Genomic DNA, 14,632 nt, shown 5'->3' on the forward strand with positions numbered 1-14,632 from the left:
GCCGAGCAAGCCCGCTTTTCTCCCCATTTCTATTGAAAGAAATTTCACTTCCGTTTCTTTTCGAGACGCATCAAGGCCTTTATGGAAGTATTTAACTTCCCTATCGTCCAAAGTGATATTGTTGCAGCTCTGACCTGCCACCCAATTTGTACTAGACCGAACTGGTTGGCCGCTCATTGATGTATTTTTGGGGCCATTCCTAAATCACTTGCTTGGCTAGCCGCCGCGATACAAACCAATGTGGGCTTAAACATTCATCGCGAAACTTGCCAATGAAGCTTCGATACATGCATTCTCCTGTGGTTTTCCGGACGTGCTGCATTTCAGCTTCAAGCGCATCTCATAAGCCCATTTATCAGGCGTCTTGCAGGCAAATTCTGGGCCGTTATCGAAAGTCACCGAGCTTGACACACCGCGCGACTCCACCAGCCACTCCAGCACAGCAACCACTCGCTTAACAGGCAGCGAGATGTCGACTTCGATAGCCAGACATTCCATCGTAAAATCGTCAACGATGTTCAGACATCGCAGCCGCTTTTTTTCGACAGCCGTCCGACACAAAATCCATCGACCACCTTTCGGCCGCGTTGCTGGCACTGTGTTCGTACCATGCCAGCGATACGTTCGCGCTTCCTGGGTCGAACCATCTGCCCCGCCGCGTAATACACGCAGCAATTGCGTTTGCGGCTCGAATTCGCGGCAAATCCTGACAATGGTGCAACCACCACAAAAGAAGGCATCATGGACTTCACATACCTCCTCACTCCATTCGCCGCTAGTTACGGCCTCTGTTGCGGCCACCGATTCAAACGGCGTGTAACGGATGTCAAAGCGCCGCCCCATCCGCACAATGTCCAGGCCGAGCCGCCGTGCGCAAGAGAGTCGTATGAGGTCGCCATTGAAGCCCTGCAGCAGAGTTTTGCTAAGGTGATGGTGAAACTTGACCGCATCGAAGCGAAGGTGGATCTACTGTTTTCCACGGGCGACTGAGTGGGCTGCAACTTTGGCCACATAGTTGCAGCCGTGGCTGCGTCCTCGCCTCTGGACCTCGCCCTCATCATTTCGCAGGGTATAGTCAGATGAAAGTACGAGTGAATTCTGGGGCCACGCAGTCTGGGCAATCACGCGCAGCCTGTTGTGAGTGCTACTGCCTGCACTTTCGAGCAGCCCGAGCAACTCGCTACAATGCCCGTATTAAACGGCGGCGTATGGCAAACACGGCTGTGGACAACAATGCAGTGGTATTCCGTCAGACGTTGCTATTGCCTCGCCTTACGAACCGCAACCAAAGCAAAACAGCCAATCGTCAAAAGTAGCAATGCATTCGGCTCTGGCACGGAATTGACATCGAGGCTATATTGAAATCCGTTCTCAGTCGAGATAAGCTTTCCAGAGTCTGAAGTCAAGACTAAGGGTTGGTCACCGGAAATAAAGTCAATAGCCGAGGTGTGCAATCCATCAATTACGGCTCCTGGGCCATAAACACTCGAAACGCTTCCTTGAAAATTCCCATCGATACGAACCTTGTCTCCGTTGCTCACCAACACAGACAGCGTGAAATTTGCAATATCCATACCATCCACGAAATCATAGCCAACGACACAATTGAAGCACGTTGACTGAGTATGCCCTCCGTTGGCCGACAGAGTGTAGCCAACAAGGGCGCTGTAACTGCTGCCATTCGGCGTGGTTGTTATTACAGAGATTCCGCTTGATAAGTATGCCCATCCATTCATATGGCCGTCCGTATGGCCGGATATTTTCAACAAAGTAGAGCCAGACAACCCAGACACAGTCCAAACGTCGCGCCAACCTGTAAAGAAGGTCCCGTTCCCATCCCAAGTTTGATTTGCACTAAGTCTTACCGGATCGGCCGATGCATAACCCGTGCTTTTTCCCATCTGTGATTGGGCAGATAGATAAGCGCCGGGCGCAGTAAGGGTAACCTGGTCGGTTCCAAACAAGCCGTCGTAGGCGATGTCATAAAGTCCAGTTGAACTATTGAAGGTAGGGAGAACACTCCGAGCAGTAGCAAACGCACCAGAAGTTAAGTGCGTGGTAGGCTGAGTGTACCAAGGATCATTCGACGGATCGTAAGTTCCAGCTTGAGCGTCGATAACAGCAACCATTGCAATCAAACCCAGGATGAATTTCATGTCTTCCTCCTTCTAGAATTTAGTGGTGGGTGACAAGCAATTAGCGTTCCTGATGTTGTCGACTCAACTAATGAACAAATTTTTCTCCTGGTCTGTAAAATTTTTCGACATAAATATCAACAGTTAGCGCTGCCTCATTCACTGGGGAAGCGGTAAACCAAATCTACTCTCTTGAGTCGACTACCATAAATGTACAAGTGCGCATAGAAAATTGGCTGTCAAAATTTCCGACAGTGACGTGCAGAAGTTCTAATGTATCAGGATCTATAGGCGCGACCGGACGGCCCTGAAAAGTAATCTGAGCATTACCACATAGAGCGGTCTTGCGAAATTTAACCAATAGACACGGAGGTACTCGATGAACCGCGCTCAGTCCCTTAGATACTATTGAGCATTTAATAATGCCGCCGTTCAAAATCGGCATAGGTCATCCTCTTGATGCGCTCCGGCTTACGTACTCATCAAGACGACTAAGTACACTGGTCGCTGGGATCGTCTAGCCGCCGACAGGCGGCCAGGAACGTCGCGGTGTATTGGGTGCCGGCATCGAGTGAGTGGAACCTGACACCCTTCACGCTGAAGCGGATCCAGCGAACCGCCGTTTATCACGACAAGCCTGAGGTAATGTACGACAGCGGTTGGCTCTGCATCTTCTGGTGGCCGAGAGAGCTAGAACCGGCGGAGCGCGGTCCTGCTTTGAGCGGAGTATGCGGGGGTGAAGGAAATATTCTTCTTTGCTGCGTTAACGCAAGTATAGTAGCCTTAGTTTTCCATCGATTGACAGTCCTTGCATTCAAAATGAACGACGACGCAGCGAACGAAAATCAGATTCTCCTCTGTTCCCACTGCTTCGCAGACGAAGGATTAAGAGTAGACGCTACAAGGCACGGCCTTGAGCAGCCCGACGAATGCCCGCAATGCAAGAGCACTGAGGGGCGGAAGCTCACAAAATCGCACATCGAGGCCCTTGCATGGTATTTTTTCGTAAGCGGCACTACAGTCCGCAGTGAGTATGGTGGATATCCAAGGATTCAGTTCAACGAACACCATTACGGAGAGACCTCCATTTCTCCATCGGCATGGCTCAAGAACGACATCAAATTGATTGAAGAATCAGCGAAGATTGGATTTTTTCACTATGGTCCGCGCTTTTGGATGTTTGGCGAAATAGAGCCTCTAAAAGCGTTGCAGGATCCGGCGACTAGGCAGCCGATTCTTGAGCGAATTCTGAATGAATACCCCGTAGTAGCACTTGCCAAAGACACCAAGTTCTACCGGCTTCGAGTTGGTCCCACAGAGCCTGCTGACCCTCTGGAATATGATAGCCCGCCAGTTGCTCTAGCAGGCAATGGCCGCTTGGACTCGGCCGGCTTTCCGGTAATGTACGGATCCCAAGACATCGATGTCTGCATACATGAATGCCATGCTTCTGCAGATGACGATATTTTCGTTGCTACTTTTAAGACTCAACGGGACTTACGCCTCCTAGATCTCACCCACGTTCTCCAAGAGGACGTAACAGAGTTTGAGAGTCTGGATCTGGCACTGCATATGCTGTTCCTTGCCAGATCTCATTCCTACGAGATTTGTCGCGCAATCGCACAATACGCGTGCCAGGCGGGTTTTGACGGCATCATCTATCCTTCGTATTTCAGCCTGATCCGCACAGGTGGCCATCCATTCGAGACTGTCATGGGTATGTCAGTTCGCCGGTTTCACCCACAGGCGAATCAATACGCTAATGCATATACTATCCAGAATTTCGCGCTATTCGGGCGCCCGTTGGAAAGTGGCCTGGTAAGTGTGGAATGCATAAACCGTTTAATTATTACCCAGGTCGGCTACCAAGGACACTTCGGGCCTGTGACTTACTAAGTCCCAACTGGGCAAGTAGTACATCCTCATCGCACCTCTTCGCTCAGCGGCCTGACCTCCAGGTCGCCCTTCCCGGCCAGCCTCTCGATCTTCACCGCTCGGATTTCGTTGTGCCCACCTGGCGGCACCGCCTTGAGCACGGCAATAGCTTCGTCAAAGCGGCCAAGGAGGCGCAGTAGCTCGCCCTTCTGCACTTGGTCTCCTGGCTTCATCTCGCCCACCTCCAGCAGGCCAAGCAGGGCCTCCATATTCGCGCGCTCTTCCGCTTCCGGCCAACGCGGCACGTTGGGAATGGGCGTGCCATCCACACGGGTGCGGAAGCGGTCATTAAGAGCCCACCAAACATGTCGTCGGAGCCAAAGTACCCGGCCCCGGCTCTGTCCCTCGGAATGCGCGAGGACGAAGGATATATCCTCGATGGAGGAGATGCCCGCCTCACGGGCCGTTTTCCAGCCCAGCGGGATCTGGAGCCACTCCGCCTCCTCGCGTAGCCTTCCATCAGGATCGCCTCGCCAACGCGCTATAAGCCGCTCCAAGCCGCCAAACTGGCGAGGTGGATAGTCCAGCACCCCCAATCGTTCAAGATCTTGAATCCAGAACAGCGCAGCACATGCGGAACAACGAACAAGCGGTGCGAGAGCAGAGTCCCACCAACCAGTTGGCGCGCCGTCTGTCCAGGCGCGAGCGCCAACAACAAAAAGAGACTTCAGCTCCCGGCGAAGAAAGAAGGAGCCACAGTCAGGGCACGCATACACGTCGGGGGCGGCGAAACGGGTCATGGCGCAATTGTATCGCCAGCCCTGATGCCTTGAGCATTAACCCGGAAAGCCGTGCTGCATCAAATATGCCACGACCCAGTCGTGCAGCTTACGCAAATCCTTATGCGTGTACTTGTAGTACCTCGGGTTAGTCCTACTAGTCCAAGGTGAATCTCGATACACAGCATCCTCTATGTCCCAGAGTTGCTCCTTGTTTAGCAAGCTCTTCAACCTCTTTGTCACCCGAGTGAACAACCTGGTAAATGGCATTCCATTCGGGCGTTTTTGACGTGCATCGCGACGGCTTTTGATTTCGATGGGGAATGCGAACAGCCCCTCATCTTCTTGACAAACTGAAGCCTGAGCCTGCACCGCACCCGTGATGGCACTCAGCTTAGGAAAGGCGCGTGCACCGCCACCGCCAAGACGCGAGTACAGGAAATTGATAAACGTCCCCGTGAAAGTCAAGTCTATCAAGTCATTGCCGATTCCTAGGCCGGTAACCCACCTAAACACAGTAGTGTCACCCTCCTCGGACACCAGCGTCACACTCCGATCAAATATCGCATGGGCGGCGACATCGAGGCGGCGATATGCGACCTTGGGAGTCAGACCTGCATGAAGTGCAAACTCCGCTACCGTTACGCCCAAAAGTAATCCTGGGAAGCTGGTGGCGGAGGCAGGATCTTGTGCAACGATCGCAGCCATGCGCCTTAGGATGTAGCGTTCATCAACCGACAGGTCGCGTGCACTTTCAGCCAATGCTCGCTGCAGTTCGAGTTCGCGATCACGCGCTAGCGCAGCTTCCGTAATTTCAGGAGTCAGAATTTCAATCATTCTCGAACATAAGTGAAGTGCAGTGTGGGTCGAGGAAACAGGCCTATCGGAAAGCGGGTAGGTTGTAGGCTGTGCCCGCCCCTCTACGCGCCTTGCTCAGCACGTAGGGGGGCACACAAGATTAGGACTTCGAGATCGCAGCCGCAGGCGTGTCAGCTTGCACGCATTTGAACATCACGTCAGCCTTTGGGTAGTTCCCGAAAACATATGGGGGTTGCGCCTCCACGGCGCTGGTGAGCTGGAACTGCTTGTTCAGGCGCGTGCAGAACTGGTTGCCTTCCGTGATCGCTTCCGCTTTCAACGTGCTGGCCCCCGAGAATCCAGTAGCCGCCTGCCGCGTGACCATGTATGCGTCCTGACCAATTGATACCACCCCGGAATTGGCTGCGCAGCCAGCCATAAGTAATGCAACCGCAAGAACAGCAAATTTCATATTACTTTTCATCCTAGTTAAAAAGGGAGGCTTAAGCGAGCCCCGAACGCACTACATCAACTTTTCACCGCCCCTTCGCCATCTGGCTTATCAACTAGAGCGCGGCCTTCTTCTCGATCCTTTAGCACTCCTTCACGCACCAACTTCGAGATGATGCCGCCCTCCGACCTGCCAAGCTGAAATGCGATGTCTCTGATCGAGGCTCCCCGTTTAAACAAGGCCAACAACTTGTTTCTGTCTGTCGGGTCCCATTTTTTCCCCGCACTGGACTCCGGCGGCATTGTGATTGTGGCGTCAACAGGCTGATTGCGCTGAGCGGCGAGCTTGGCGGTCCAATGGGTTGCAGGCGCCTTGGCGGAAGTCGCGGCACGAGATACATGCTGAAGGGTTGCGGCCACTGGGATGGAGTTAGGCGTCGATGTGGCCACTTGCCCTTGTACTTGCGCGGCAGCCTGTTCTGCCTCAGCCCGCTTTGCAGCTACATACTGCCGTTTCACGGCATCACGCGCGAAAAAGAGCGCGCGGATGACAGTAGGGTGATGGAACACGCTTTCGTGTCGCAGAGGCGCACCGGTAACTGGGTCAATGCCGAGAGCTAGTTTTTCAATAATGTCGTGTACAAGGGTCGGCGTCACTTACAGCTCCATTCCTTCATTTCGCGGCTCCTCTTTAGAACGTAATTTCTGACCTTTCGGTGCGCCAGTACAGAATTAACGTACTCAGTTTTTATCGCCACAACCGAGCAAAACAAAGGGTCGATTCTACGTTTTTCGTAGAGAAAAAGAATAGCCAAATCTACGACTATCGTAGGATGCCTTCCAGCAAGTTCTCCGCCTCCATCTTTGGCCGCCGCCTTCGGCAGGCGAGGCAGCTCTCCGGGCTACCGCAGGACAGACTAGGGGTTCTTGCCGGGCTAGAAGAATCGTCGAGCAGCGCTAGAATCAGCAGATATGAAAGCGGCATCCATGAACCCACAAGCGTGTTCGCTCAGGCACTTGCCGAAGTACTGCACGTACCTGCTGCATATTTTTACTGTGCCGATGACGATCTTGCGGAGCTGATCTTGCTCTACTCAGGATCGAAGTCGGTTGATCGACATGAACTGATCGTACAGGCACGCAGCCTCTCCGACATCCCTCCACGATCACGAAAGACTCGCGGCCCTTAAATCTGAGGGATCAAATTCAATCACATCACGCCTTGCATCAAAACCTGCCTCAAAATGATTCCATTAGGACAGAAGCATTACCTCTAAAGACGTACGCGGCATTGATCGGTGTGGGGTACAAAAGGGGTACAACGAAAAAAGCGCAAATGGAGAAATAAAAAAGGGTTACACACGAAAGTATGTAACCCTTTGTTATTACTGCTAAATTCTGGTGCCGGAGATAGGAGTCGAACCTACGACCTTCGCATTACGAATGCGCTGCTCTACCAACTGAGCTACACCGGCAAAGAGCCCGGATTATAGCAAACTAATTGACAGTTTGCTAGTGTTTAATGAACAACAATTATTGCCGGGCCGCGGGCAGCGCAAACACGGCGGATCAATGATCCGCCCTACGCGTCCCGGGACCGGGTACGTCCCGCCGAATATGTTACAGCCCGGTGCGCTTATTCGTGGTGATAACCGGTAACAACCGCCACTTCGTCGCGCGAGCCGAGGATGACGGGCACGCGCTGGTGCAGCTTCTCGGGCTGGATGTCGAGGATGCGGTGCTTGCCGTCGGTGGCCATGCCGCCGGCCTGTTCGACGATGAAGGCCATCGGGTTGGCTTCATACATCAGGCGCAGCTTGCCGGGCTTGGACGGGTCGCGTACGTCCGCCGGGTACATGAAGATGCCGCCGCGGTTCAGGATGCGGTGCACGTCCGCCACCATGGAGGCGATCCAGCGCATATTGAAGTCCGCGCCGCGCGGGCCCGTGGAGCCGGCCAGCAGCTCGGAAATATAGCGCTGCACCGGCGGATGCCAGTGGCGCTGGTTGGACATATTGATCGCAAATTCCTTGGTCTTGGTCGGGATTTGCATATTGCGCTGGGTGAGCACCCAGGAGCCCATTTCGCGGTCCAGCGTGAAGCAGTTCACGCCGTTGCCGGTCGTGAGCACCAGCATGGTTTGCGGGCCGTAGACGGCGTAGCCGGCGGCGACCTGCTTTGTGCCCGGCTGCAGGAAGTCCTTCTCGGTCGGTTCGCCCATGCCTTCCGGCGCTTTCAGCACGGAGAAGATGGTGCCGATGGAGACGTTCACGTCGATGTTCGAGGAGCCGTCCAGCGGGTCGAACACCAGCATGTATTCGCCTTTCGGGTAGCGGTTCGGGATCAGGTGGATTTCTTCCATTTCTTCCGACGCCATCGCCGCCAGGTGGCCGCCCCATTCGTTCGCTTCCAGCAGGATTTCGTTGGAGATCACGTCCAGCTTCTTCTGGACTTCGCCCTGCACGTTTTCCGTTTCCAGCGCGCCGAGCACGTCGCCCAGGGCGCCCTTGCCCACGCTGTGGCTGATGGTCTTGCACGCGCGCGCGACCACTTCGATCAGCAGACGCAGCTCGGCGGGGATGTTGTGGTGCTGGCGTTGTTCTTCAACGAGGTGTTGGGTGAGGCTGATGCGTTTCATTCGGGTTCCCTGGTCTTGGTTTGAAGTTCGTTGTCGTTCACGCACGGCGGATCAATGATCCGCCCTACGCGTTTCGTTTTTTTGCGCCCGCGACGTCCGATCCGTCGCACGGCGTTCCGATTTTTTACGCCCCGCGACATCCGATCCGTCGCACGGCGTTCCGATTTTTTACGCCCCGCGACATCCGATCCGTCGCACGGCGGTCCGATTTTTTACGCCCCGCGACGTCCGATCCGTCGCACGGCGTTCCGATTTTTTACGCCCCGCGACGTCCGATCCGTCGCACGGCGTTCCGATTTTTACGCCCCGCGACGTCCGATCCGTCGCACGGCGTTCCGATTTTTTACGCCCCGCGACATCCGATCCGTCGCACGGCGTTCCGATTTTTTACGCCCCGCGACATCCGATCCGTCGCACGGCGTTCCGATTTTTTACGCCCCGCGACGTCCGATCCGTCGCACGGCGTTCCGATTTTTACGCCCCGCGACGTCCGATCCGTCGCACGGCGTTCCGATTTTTTTACGCCCCGCGACGTCCGATCCGTCGCACGGCGTTCCGATTTTTTACGCCCCGCGACGTCCGATCCGTCGCACGGCGTTCCGATTTTTTACGCCCCGCGACGTCCGTTCCGTCGCACGGCGTTCCGATTTTTTTACGCCCCGCGACGTCCGATCCGTCACACGCCGTTCCGATTTTTTTGCGCCCCGCGACATCCGATCCGTCGCACGGCGATTCGATTTTTTTACGCCCGTTCCGCCGCACAGCGTAGGGCGGATCATCGATCCGCCGTGTTTAATTGGCCAGCGCCTTCGACACCACCTCCATCACATCATTGGACAGCGGCGTCGCGGCAGCCACGCGTTCAAGCGCATGGCGCATATGAACCTGCAACTCCGGCGAATACCTGCGCCAGCGGTCCATCGAACGTGCAAGGCGCGCTGCAACTTGCGGGTTAAGCGCATCAAGCTTGATCACATGCTCCGCCCAGAACTCGTAAGCGCTGCCGTCCGCGGCATGGAACTGCGGCGGATTTGCGTTGCAGAAAGCGAACAGCAGGCTGCGCGCGCGGTTCGGGTTCTTCAGCGTGAACGCCGGATGCCGCATCAACTCGCGCACGCGTGCCACGTCGGTATGCGGCGCGGTGGCCTGCATGGTGAACCATTTGTCCACCACCAGCGCCTCGCCCTTGAACTCCTGGTAGAAGGTCTCCAGACGCTGGCTCACATCGGCGCCGCTGTGAATCATGGACACCATCGCCGCCGCGCGGTCCGTCATATTGGTCGCATTGTCGAACTGCGTTCTCGGCCAGCTTCATGGCCTCGGCATTCGGCTGCACCAGCAGATAAGCCAGCGCCAGGTTGCGCAAGCCGCGCTTGCCGGCGGACGCCGCATCCGGGCTGTAAGGTCCCGGCGTGGCGTTGGCCTCATAGACTTCGTGCAGCTCGTCCGCCAGCGCGGAGCCGATCGCATGGCGCATGAACTGGCGCGCGGTGTGGATGGCCTGTGGATGCACCACTTCCATCGCCTCCGCAATGATGGTTTCCGACGGCAGGATCAGCGCCTGTTCGCGGAAGGCCGCGCCCAGCGAGTCGTCCGTCAGCAGGGCACGCAGCGCTTCGATATAGGTATCGTCCAGCGAAAGGGTACGGTCCGTGGTCACCGCGCCGCACAGCGCCAGCAGGCGCTCCATCGCCAGGCGCTGGCCCGCTTCCCAGCGGTTCACGGGGTCGCTGTCGTAGCGGAACAGGTGCAGCAGCTCGTCGTCGCTGTAGTCGTATTCCAGCACCACCGGCGCCGAAAAGTCGCGCAGGATGGACGGCACCGGCTGTTCGGCCACGCCGCTGAACGTGAAGGTCTGCTCCGCCTCGGTCAGCTCCAGTACGGCGGTCGTACCGCGGCCTTCGCCATCGACGGTAAGCGGCAGGTCTTTGCCGTCCTTGTCCAGCAGGCCCACAGCCACGGGGAGGTGGAAGGGCAGCTTTTTCTCCTGGCCCGGCGTAGGCGGGCAGCTCTGGGACAGGGTAAGCTCATAGGTCTGCGCATCCGCATCGTAGCGCGACTTCGCCGACACCACCGGCGTACCGGCCTGCGAATACCAGCGCTCGAACTGCGTCAGGTCGCGTCCATTGGCGTCCGCCATCGCGGCGCGGAAATCGTCGCACTGCACGGCCTGGCCGTCGTGGCGCTCGAAGTACAAGTCCATGCCCTTGCGGAAGCCCTCGCGGCCGAGCAGGGTCTGGTACATGCGCACTACTTCGGCGCCTTTTCATACACGGTGACCGTGTAGAAGTTATTGATCTCGACGAAGGAGTCCGGACGCACGGGATGCGCCATCGGGCCGGCATCTTCCGGGAACTGCGCCTGGCGCAAGGTGCGCACCTGGTCGATGCGGGTAACGGCGCGGCCGGATTCGGTACCGATCATGTCCGCCGAAAATTCCTGGTCGCGGAATACAGTCAGGCCTTCCTTCAGCGACAGCTGGAACCAGTCGCGGCAAGTCACGCGGTTGCCGGTCCAGTTGTGGAAGTATTCGTGGCCGACCACGGCTTCGATGCCCGCGTAGTCGATGTCCGTGGCAACGCGCGGATTAGCCAGCACGAACTTCGTGTTGAAGATGTTGAGGCCCTTGTTCTCCATGGCGCCCATATTGAAGTCGCCCACCGCCACGATCATGAAGCGGTCCAGGTCCAGCTCCAGGTCCCAGCGCTCCTCGTCCCAGCGGATGGAATTCTTCAGCGACTGCATGGCGTAGTCGGTCTTGTCCAGATTGCCCTCTTCCACCCACACCTGCAGCAGCACGTCGCGGCCGGACGCCAGGGTGTACGTCTCCTCCTGGCTGACCAGCTGGGCCGCCACCAGGGCGAACAGGTAGCTCGGTTTCTTGAACGGGTCTTCCCACTTGGCGTAATGACGGCCGTCATCCAGGTCGCCCTCTTCGATCAGGTTGCCGTTGGAGAGCAGCACCGGATATTTTTCCTTGTCCGCGCGCAGCATGACCGTGTACTTCGCCATGACGTCCGGACGGTCCGGGAAATACGTGATACGGCGGAAGCCTTCCGCCTCGCACTGGGTATAGAAGCTGCCGTTCGAGGTGTACAGGCCAGACAGGGTGGTATTCCGCTCCGGCGCGCAAGTGGTTTCGATTTCCAGCGTGACTTCGGCCGGCGCCTTGCGGATGGTCAGCGTATTGTTGGCGACGATGTACTGGTTCGGCTTCAGCGCCTGGCCATTCATGCGGATGGCCACCAGTTCAATGTCCTCGCCATTCAGTACCAGGTCGCGACTCTTGCTGTCCGGGTTCTGGCGCAGCGTGATGCGGTTGGCGACCACGGTTTTGGCAGGATCCAGGTCGAAGCCCAGTTCTACGGTGTCAACGAGGTAGCTGGGCGGGGTGTAGTCTTTACGGTAGATCGTCTGGGGGCTATCGGTGCGCATGGGTTTCGTTCTGGGCAAAGACAAAGAAAGGTTATTTTACCAACAGCGCGCAGGGGCGACGCCCGATTCTTTTCCGGTTCTTTTCTGTTCTCCCCCGGGCGGTAACATTCTGTAATAATTAGGCGAAACGATTGTTGCAGTAATAAACTGTCAAATGAGTAGAATTCCTTTGAAAATTGGGAGTCAGACCATGAAAGCGCTAGCCAGCATACTCATAGCGGCCGCCAGCCTGCTGCTGAGCGGGTGCGCCACGACCTTGCGCAGTGACGTCACCGTGTTCCACCAGTGGCCCGCGGACCTGCAGGACAAGTCATATGTCTTCGAAACCCCGCCTCCGGCCGAGGATACGCTGGAGCACCGCAGCTATCTGGCCCTGGTCAGCAATGAACTGGCGAAACTGGGCTTCCAGCAGGCTGCCAACCCGGCCGACGCCAAGCTGAGAGTGGGCATGCGCTTTTCCACCGTCGATCATCCGACCCGCGTGCTGCAGGCGTCCGATCCCTTCCTGATGTCGCCCTACTACGGCCCCTGGGGCTATGGGCGCTTCGGCTACGGTCCGTATCGCCGCTACTACGGGGGCTTTTATGGCTACCGCGGCTTCTATGACCCCTGGTATTGGGGCCCGATGGAGTACCGCGAAGTCATCCAGCACAATTACGAGCGCAAGCTGTACGTGACGATCAATAACCTGGCCGGTAACAAGCTGTTCGAGGTGACGGTGAATAACACCAGCCGCAAACAGTCCACCCCCGCCGTGATGCCCGCCCTGGTGCAAAGCGCCTTTACCGGTTTCCCGGGCGAGAGCGGCAAGGCCAAGCGCGTTGACCTCGAAATCCAGTAAGCCGTTTGCCTCCCAATGCCGTCCAGTTCTATCTGGACGGCATTTTTTTAAACCCGGGGCAGAAGCAGGTGTCAGGCACGTTGTGCCTGACACCAGGTTCACGCCCTGGGTTTTGACAAGGACTGCCGATGTCCCTCTCGCCTGACCCGCGCTACCCCATGCTCGCCTGGCTGCGCGAAGGCGCCCGCACCGCCGTGATGCTTCGCCCCCGCTGGACTGGCCTACCAACCGGCCCGGCGATGATCGCCGCGCTGTTCGTGTTGAATCTCGCCCTGGCAGTGCTGATCCAGCGCCTGTATGTGGACGGCCCGGCCATCTTCTACTGGCAAGCCTTCAACGCCGGCTGGTTGTCCCTGGCCCTGCTGCCCTGGTGCGCCTGGCTGGTACGCGGGGACACGCCGCGCCTGTTCACGATGCTGCAAGCCCAGTCCATCGCGCTCACGCTGCTGGTCGGCGCCGTCTACGTGGCCATGATCTACGGCCATCTGGACACAACAAGACTCGGCCGCTTCGGCAACGCGGCTGTCTGGATGGTCCCGCCCGCGCTGGCACTGATTTCGCAACTGGTGCTGCTCTGGCGCGGCGGCAGCGGGGAGCCGCTGCCGTCCGCCACCGCCATCCTGGTGCTGATCGGCTGCTTCGCGCTGAACATCTTCGCCCGCCCCGCCGATTTCTGGTATCCGAAGCAGCAGGAAAGCGCCGAGCCGTATCCCTTCAAGCTGACGCAGGAACTGGCCGAGGCGCAGCCCGCGCTATTGGCGAAGCAGCTGGCCGCGCTGAAGCCTCAGCGTCCCGGCAAGGTGGATATGTACGCCCTCACCTTCGCGCCCTACTATGCGGACGTGTTCTGGCGCGAAAGCGGCGTTGTCGCGGAGGTGATGGCCAAGCGCTTCGATGCTGAGGGACGCGTGCTGCAGATGGTGAATCACTTCCACACGGCCGGCACGCAGGTCTGGGCCACGCCGCTCAACCTGCACCGCGCCATCGCCCGGATTGCGCAAACCATGGACCGGGATGAGGACATTCTCTTCCTTCACCTCACCTCACATGGCGGCGCGAATGGGCACCTGGCCTCTCAGTTCCCGCCGCTGTCGATGCAGGACCTCACGCCGCAGGAGCTGAAGAAATGGCTGGACGAAGCGGGCATCCGCAACCGCGTGATTTCGATCTCGGCCTGCTATTCGGGCAGCTGGATCGCGCCGCTGGCCAACGAGAACACCCTTGTGATGACGGCCGCTGATGCCGATCACACGTCCTATGGCTGCGGCAGCAAATCGGAGCTGACCTTCTTCGGCCGCGCCATGTATGACGAGCAGCTGCGCTCCCGCACACGCTCGTTTGAGGAAGCGCACGCCGCCGCGCGCAAGATCATTCTGCAGCGCGAACAGGAGGCAGGGAAAACCGACGGCTACTCGAATCCGCAAATATCCGTCGGCTCAGGAATTCGTGCGCGCCTGGAACGCATGCTGAAACCAGAGGCGTAAAGCAAGTGTCAGCCACGATGTGGCTGACACTAGGTTCACGCCGTGGGTTTTGCTTCAGCTGTAATAAGCTTCGCTGGCAAAGGTAATCACACCGATCAGCGCGACAACCAGCAGCAGGATCACCAGCAGGCGGCCAAATTTCGGGGATTGGCCTGGATCGTCGTCTTCGGCTGGTCGGTTCTGATCGGTCATGATGC

At 57.4% G+C, this 14,632-nt stretch carries 12 protein-coding genes, 1 tRNA gene and 1 pseudogene; 4 read left to right on the forward strand and 10 right to left on the reverse strand.

What is annotated here, in order from left to right; genetic code table 11:
* Positions 1-246: 246 nt before the first annotated feature.
* Complete coding sequence (locus tag ACHMW6_RS28920) at positions 247-843, reverse strand: DDE-type integrase/transposase/recombinase (RefSeq protein ID WP_395402148.1); 597 nt, start codon at positions 841-843, stop codon at positions 247-249.
* Positions 844-1,259: 416 nt separating this feature from the next.
* Positions 1,260-2,156 carry a PEP-CTERM sorting domain-containing protein gene (locus tag ACHMW6_RS28925; RefSeq protein ID WP_395402150.1) on the reverse strand — a complete coding sequence of 299 codons (897 nt, stop codon included), beginning with the start codon at positions 2,154-2,156 and terminating at the stop codon, positions 1,260-1,262.
* A gap of 798 nt (positions 2,157-2,954) precedes the next feature.
* On the opposite strand from ACHMW6_RS28925, the gene ACHMW6_RS28930 reads away from it, so the two are divergent.
* Positions 2,955-4,031: an RES family NAD+ phosphorylase gene (locus tag ACHMW6_RS28930; protein ID WP_395402152.1), complete on the forward strand. Its 1,077-nt coding sequence runs from the start codon at positions 2,955-2,957 to the stop codon at positions 4,029-4,031.
* A 26-nt stretch (positions 4,032-4,057) separates the two neighbouring features.
* On the opposite strand, the gene ACHMW6_RS28935 is transcribed toward ACHMW6_RS28930, so the two are convergent.
* The 4 genes from ACHMW6_RS28935 to ACHMW6_RS28950 form a co-directional block, all read right to left on the reverse strand.
* Entirely contained in the window at positions 4,058-4,810 is a 753-nt protein-coding gene (locus ACHMW6_RS28935) for a hypothetical protein (protein ID WP_395402154.1), read from the reverse strand.
* Positions 4,811-4,846: 36 nt separating this feature from the next.
* The gene (locus tag ACHMW6_RS28940; protein WP_395402156.1) at positions 4,847-5,626 is read right to left on the reverse strand and encodes a hypothetical protein; all 780 of its coding nucleotides are present in this window, start codon (positions 5,624-5,626) and stop codon (positions 4,847-4,849) included.
* 121 nt (positions 5,627-5,747) lie between these two features.
* Positions 5,748-6,059: a hypothetical protein gene (locus ACHMW6_RS28945; RefSeq protein ID WP_395402158.1), complete on the reverse strand. Its 312-nt coding sequence runs from the start codon at positions 6,057-6,059 to the stop codon at positions 5,748-5,750.
* A 56-nt stretch (positions 6,060-6,115) separates the two neighbouring features.
* Positions 6,116-6,694: a winged helix-turn-helix domain-containing protein gene (locus ACHMW6_RS28950; protein ID WP_395402160.1), complete on the reverse strand. Its 579-nt coding sequence runs from the start codon at positions 6,692-6,694 to the stop codon at positions 6,116-6,118.
* A 176-nt stretch (positions 6,695-6,870) separates the two neighbouring features.
* Between ACHMW6_RS28950 and ACHMW6_RS28955 the strand changes: the two genes are divergently transcribed.
* Positions 6,871-7,227, forward strand: coding sequence for a helix-turn-helix domain-containing protein (locus ACHMW6_RS28955; protein ID WP_395408741.1), 357 nt, complete (start codon positions 6,871-6,873; stop codon positions 7,225-7,227).
* 209 nt (positions 7,228-7,436) lie between these two features.
* Here ACHMW6_RS28955 and ACHMW6_RS28960 read toward each other — a convergent pair.
* The 3 genes and pseudogenes from ACHMW6_RS28960 to pepN form a co-directional block, all read right to left on the reverse strand.
* Positions 7,437-7,512 (reverse strand) — tRNA-Thr (locus tag ACHMW6_RS28960).
* 161 nt (positions 7,513-7,673) lie between these two features.
* Complete coding sequence (locus ACHMW6_RS28965) at positions 7,674-8,675, reverse strand: class 1 fructose-bisphosphatase (protein ID WP_395402162.1); 1,002 nt, start codon at positions 8,673-8,675, stop codon at positions 7,674-7,676.
* 792 nt (positions 8,676-9,467) lie between these two features.
* Positions 9,468-12,110, reverse strand: a pseudogene (pepN, locus tag ACHMW6_RS28970) (aminopeptidase N).
* 190 nt (positions 12,111-12,300) lie between these two features.
* Here pepN and ACHMW6_RS28975 point away from each other — a divergent pair.
* The gene (locus tag ACHMW6_RS28975) at positions 12,301-12,951 is read left to right on the forward strand and encodes a DUF4136 domain-containing protein (RefSeq protein ID WP_395402164.1); all 651 of its coding nucleotides are present in this window, start codon (positions 12,301-12,303) and stop codon (positions 12,949-12,951) included.
* Between the two features lie 128 nt (positions 12,952-13,079).
* On the forward strand, positions 13,080-14,435 hold the full coding sequence (locus ACHMW6_RS28980; RefSeq protein WP_395402166.1) for a C13 family peptidase: 1,356 nt from the start codon (positions 13,080-13,082) through the stop codon (positions 14,433-14,435).
* 54 nt (positions 14,436-14,489) lie between these two features.
* Here the strand turns inward: ACHMW6_RS28980 and ACHMW6_RS28985 are convergent, their stop codons facing one another.
* Positions 14,490-14,627: a hypothetical protein gene (locus ACHMW6_RS28985; protein WP_395402168.1), complete on the reverse strand. Its 138-nt coding sequence runs from the start codon at positions 14,625-14,627 to the stop codon at positions 14,490-14,492.
* Positions 14,628-14,632 lie beyond the last annotated feature (5 nt).

Origin of the sequence: Pseudoduganella sp. UC29_106 (assembly GCF_044055365.1) — a bacterium.
GTDB lineage: Bacteria > Pseudomonadota > Gammaproteobacteria > Burkholderiales > Burkholderiaceae_D > Rugamonas.

Coding starts and splice junctions, on each gene's coding strand:
- ACHMW6_RS28920 (WP_395402148.1), bottom strand. CDS start 843: ATGGGGCGGCGCTTTGACATCCGTTACACGCCGTTTGAATCGGTGGCC.
- ACHMW6_RS28925 (WP_395402150.1), bottom strand. CDS start 2,156: ATGAAATTCATCCTGGGTTTGATTGCAATGGTTGCTGTTATCGACGCT.
- ACHMW6_RS28930 (WP_395402152.1), top strand. CDS start 2,955: ATGAACGACGACGCAGCGAACGAAAATCAGATTCTCCTCTGTTCCCAC.
- ACHMW6_RS28935 (WP_395402154.1), bottom strand. CDS start 4,810: ATGACCCGTTTCGCCGCCCCCGACGTGTATGCGTGCCCTGACTGTGGC.
- ACHMW6_RS28940 (WP_395402156.1), bottom strand. CDS start 5,626: ATGATTGAAATTCTGACTCCTGAAATTACGGAAGCTGCGCTAGCGCGT.
- ACHMW6_RS28945 (WP_395402158.1), bottom strand. CDS start 6,059: ATGAAATTTGCTGTTCTTGCGGTTGCATTACTTATGGCTGGCTGCGCA.
- ACHMW6_RS28955 (WP_395408741.1), top strand. CDS start 6,871: ATGCCTTCCAGCAAGTTCTCCGCCTCCATCTTTGGCCGCCGCCTTCGG.
- ACHMW6_RS28965 (WP_395402162.1), bottom strand. CDS start 8,675: ATGAAACGCATCAGCCTCACCCAACACCTCGTTGAAGAACAACGCCAG.
- ACHMW6_RS28975 (WP_395402164.1), top strand. CDS start 12,301: ATGAAAGCGCTAGCCAGCATACTCATAGCGGCCGCCAGCCTGCTGCTG.
- ACHMW6_RS28980 (WP_395402166.1), top strand. CDS start 13,080: ATGTCCCTCTCGCCTGACCCGCGCTACCCCATGCTCGCCTGGCTGCGC.
- ACHMW6_RS28985 (WP_395402168.1), bottom strand. CDS start 14,627: ATGACCGATCAGAACCGACCAGCCGAAGACGACGATCCAGGCCAATCC.